This is a genomic window from Emticicia sp. (genome assembly GCF_049241225.1).
In the GTDB taxonomy this organism is placed as follows: Bacteria; Bacteroidota; Bacteroidia; order Cytophagales; family Spirosomataceae; genus Emticicia.
Map to the genome: position 1 here is coordinate 1 of NZ_JBMLRC010000064.1, position 3,232 is coordinate 3,232.

Sequence of the window (3,232 nt, forward strand, 5' to 3'; positions counted from 1 at the left end):
AGGTATCAATATTCTACCCGCAGGCGATGTATTCGAGCGTGCTTGGGCGGTGAAATTGAGTTGATAGTCTATAATTTTGATTTGTTTTTCTGAAAATAGTTGTTTACTTTTAGCTAATAAGTTGAGAAATTATGACACAAATAACGCTCAAAATTGATGATTCGATTGTTGAAACATTAGGTAGGCAGCAAATCGAAACAAAAATCGGAGAATGGTTGAAAGAACTCAAAAGAAAGATTGACCTACAAGAAGCAGCCGAAGAATTAGATGGTTTGCAGTTAAGCAACGACCCAAGCTGGCAAGTAGCACGCAACCTTGCTTGGGACACCTATAAGCATAACTTTGAAACAGAAGCACAATGAAAACTTACATTGTTGATGCCAATGTTTTGATGTCAATCCTTATAAGTGGAAAAGCAGTTTATCGAAATTTATTGAAAGAATACGTTTTTTTAAGTAGTGATTTTGCTTTTATAGAAATTGATAAATACCAGAAAATTATTTTGCAAAAAGCAAAGTTAGACAATGATTCTTTCAAGCACTTTTCTTATTTTGTGTTTTCCAATGTACACTTTCTACCCAGTTATGTGATTGATGAAAATGTGAAACAAAAAGCTATCGCCTTAGTCAGCGATATTGATATAAAAGATGTAGCTTATGTGGCTTTATCAATGCAATTAGACATTACTTTATTGACCCGTGACCAAGTTTTACACGATGGTTTAAGAAAAAAGGGCTTTCGTAGTATTCAAATGTTTGATGATTTTCTGAAAAATGCTTAGGATATAGCTGTATTTCGGGAAGGAAAATTGTGCTACGATTCATAATTCTGCAAACCTTTACTCATTCGAGAAAAAATCCTTTTTTTGAGCCTTTCGGGTGCTAAAACTTTCATTCCTTCACCAAAGCCAAGTATTTCTTTCTCCAATTCAAGATTCAACTGTACTTGAATCTGAATGATGATGCCATCATCGAGCCTTTCCAACACAATTTGAGAATGATGCAAAGGCTTGGTTTCGACATACGGAGCGTGTTCGAGATTGACCCAAATTTGTACTTTTTCAGCCCGCATATTTTCCGAAACTGTTACGCCGATGGTGTCTCTGTAATACAATTCGGGGTCGAGGTCGGTGTTTTCTCGGTAAGCTATTTTTTCTTCAATACTTAATTCCAAAATACGGTCGAGTGCCAAATGAGTTACGGTTTTTTGTCCGTTTCGCACACCAACCGCAAACCATCTATTTTTAAACTCTTTCAGCCACCAAACGTGAAAATAAAACACACTTGCCGCCCGAGCCTTAAATGATTGATAAGTCATTTGTACGGCTTTCTGATGAATCACCGAATTATAAAGCAAATCAAGGTGCGAAAGTCCACGTAGATTATCATTTTTCTCGAAATCAATGATTGAGCGTTTCTTATTTGTCACCGAGTACACGTGGTCTTCGAGTTTTTGCACCACTTCATTGAGTTGCTGAAAATGCGAAAAGCCCTTAAACTGTTTCAAAAGTTCAACGGCCTCGTTCATTCTGCCCAAATCAGCATCCGAAATTGGGATATTTGTGATGCTATAATTGGGGTCTTCGTAAGTATAAAATTTTTTATCAAGCACTACGATAGGGGCGAAGTAACCCAATTTATCGCTTCGCATCATCTGAATATCGGCCTGAATTGTGCGTTTACTAATGCCTTTATCCATACCTTCGTATTCATAAAGAGCCTCAGAAACCTGCTCGATTAAATCTTCGAGTGTCCATTTTCGGTGGCGTCTTTGCAGACAGCTATCAATAACTTTATAGCGAATAAGGGCGTTGCGGTTAGCGGGCATTTTTTTAACTGATGATTGATTTCCAAATCGACACAATACGTTCTTGTCTTTTAGGAATATTTGAGTAACCTAAATTTGATGAAATCTCTTCTTCAATGTACGCACGTTTTAAAAGTGCATTTAGTGCTGCTTGAAGATACAATTTTATATCACCCTCACTTTCTAAGATTTCATTTTTGATATTCATTCTATTATCGAATAGATAAATAATATCTTCAAAATCACTATTAAAGCGATAGTCTTTTCCGTGTCGCTCTGATTTCAATGCTTCAAGTTTAGAAGCAAGAAAATAGCAAATTGAGAAAATCTGAATACTACGCCCATTGTCTAAATCAAATTTCGTACAATTTTTGATTCCGTCTTTATACCAATTATTAGTAAATCCCAGTATTTCGGCATCAGTTGGCATTATGTCAACCACAATGTCATGGTATTTATATCGGCAAATCACTTTAGAGTCTATATCATTGCGAAAACCAATTTTTCGCAATTCTTCTTCTAATTCAGCGTGCGAACCTCTATTTAGTAGTTCAATTACAATATCTACATCATCAGTTGGACGTGATTCTCCTCGTGCTGGGTCATCACAATATAATTCTACAACCGCTCCACCCACAAAAACTATATTGTGATTGAGTTTTTCTAATGCTTCTGCAAGAACTTTTATACGAACAATGTTTTTATACAGATTTACCATGTGTCTAAAATTCTTTTTTCTAATTCTTGTGATGCCAGATTAATGATACGGGCTGAACCTGTACGAATAGCATCAACTAAGGCCAATAATTCATAAAGATTTTCATCATTTTGGGCAATTAACGGAACTGTATGATAAAGTGGTTCAATCATCTGTCCACGTTGAGTTCCTTCTGCGTGTTCCCACACAAATGCTTCTTCCGAAACTATATTGTTTTTTAGTGGAAGTGCAGAATGTGCCGTTGGAAAACCACGAACTAAAGCACCAGGTTTCGTCGGAAAAACGTATTTTATACCATACAATATAAACTCCATGAAGGCTCTTTTATTTACTTTTTTTACTTTTGCATCAGAAATTAAGCCCGAATACTCAGACCTTCTAAGTGATTCTGATACTTCTGCTTCACTAATTTGGAGGCTACTAGCGATTTTTTTGTTATTATTGGGTATCAAGATAAACTGCTTTAATGAATATACTCCTTCATCTTCATTGACTTCATTCCAAGCGTTTGAAACTTTTGAACTTGATAACAATTTTAGGATAATCAAAATATCCTGCGGTCGCATTCCATTATGTTTTTTCATAATATTAAAGAGATATTTGCAATTTGCAAATCGTGAATTGCAAATCATAGTAAATTGAAAAATATTTTTTACCTACGCAAATAGACTGCGTAATAGTGTATTTACTTTGTAGCATCAAATCAAA

General features: G+C 35.4%; 5 protein-coding genes. 2 read left to right on the forward strand and 3 right to left on the reverse strand.

Annotation, left to right across the window (positions count from 1 at the left end; all coding sequences use genetic code 11):
- Positions 1 to 131: 131 nt before the first annotated feature.
- Positions 132 to 362, forward strand: a complete 231-nt coding sequence (locus ACOVO2_RS04260; protein ID WP_421768771.1) for a hypothetical protein — start codon at positions 132 to 134, stop codon at positions 360 to 362.
- Positions 359 to 781, forward strand: a complete 423-nt coding sequence (locus ACOVO2_RS04265) for a PIN domain-containing protein (protein WP_421768772.1) — start codon at positions 359 to 361, stop codon at positions 779 to 781. The genes ACOVO2_RS04260 and ACOVO2_RS04265 overlap by 4 nt, the downstream gene beginning before the upstream one ends.
- Positions 782 to 813: 32 nt before the next feature.
- Here the strand turns inward: ACOVO2_RS04265 and ACOVO2_RS04270 are convergent, their stop codons facing one another.
- The 3 genes from ACOVO2_RS04270 to ACOVO2_RS04280 are packed head-to-tail and all read right to left on the reverse strand — an operon-like array spanning position 814 to position 3,108.
- Entirely contained in the window at positions 814 to 1,827 is a 1,014-nt protein-coding gene (locus tag ACOVO2_RS04270) for a helix-turn-helix transcriptional regulator (protein WP_421768773.1), read from the reverse strand.
- Positions 1,828 to 1,831: 4 nt separating this feature from the next.
- Entirely contained in the window at positions 1,832 to 2,524 is a 693-nt protein-coding gene (locus tag ACOVO2_RS04275) for a hypothetical protein (RefSeq protein ID WP_421768774.1), read from the reverse strand.
- A complete protein-coding gene (locus ACOVO2_RS04280; protein ID WP_421768775.1) occupies positions 2,518 to 3,108 on the reverse strand; it encodes a hypothetical protein in 591 nt (196 codons plus the stop codon). The genes ACOVO2_RS04275 and ACOVO2_RS04280 overlap by 7 nt, the downstream gene beginning before the upstream one ends.
- Between the last annotated feature and the right edge of the window lie 124 nt (positions 3,109 to 3,232).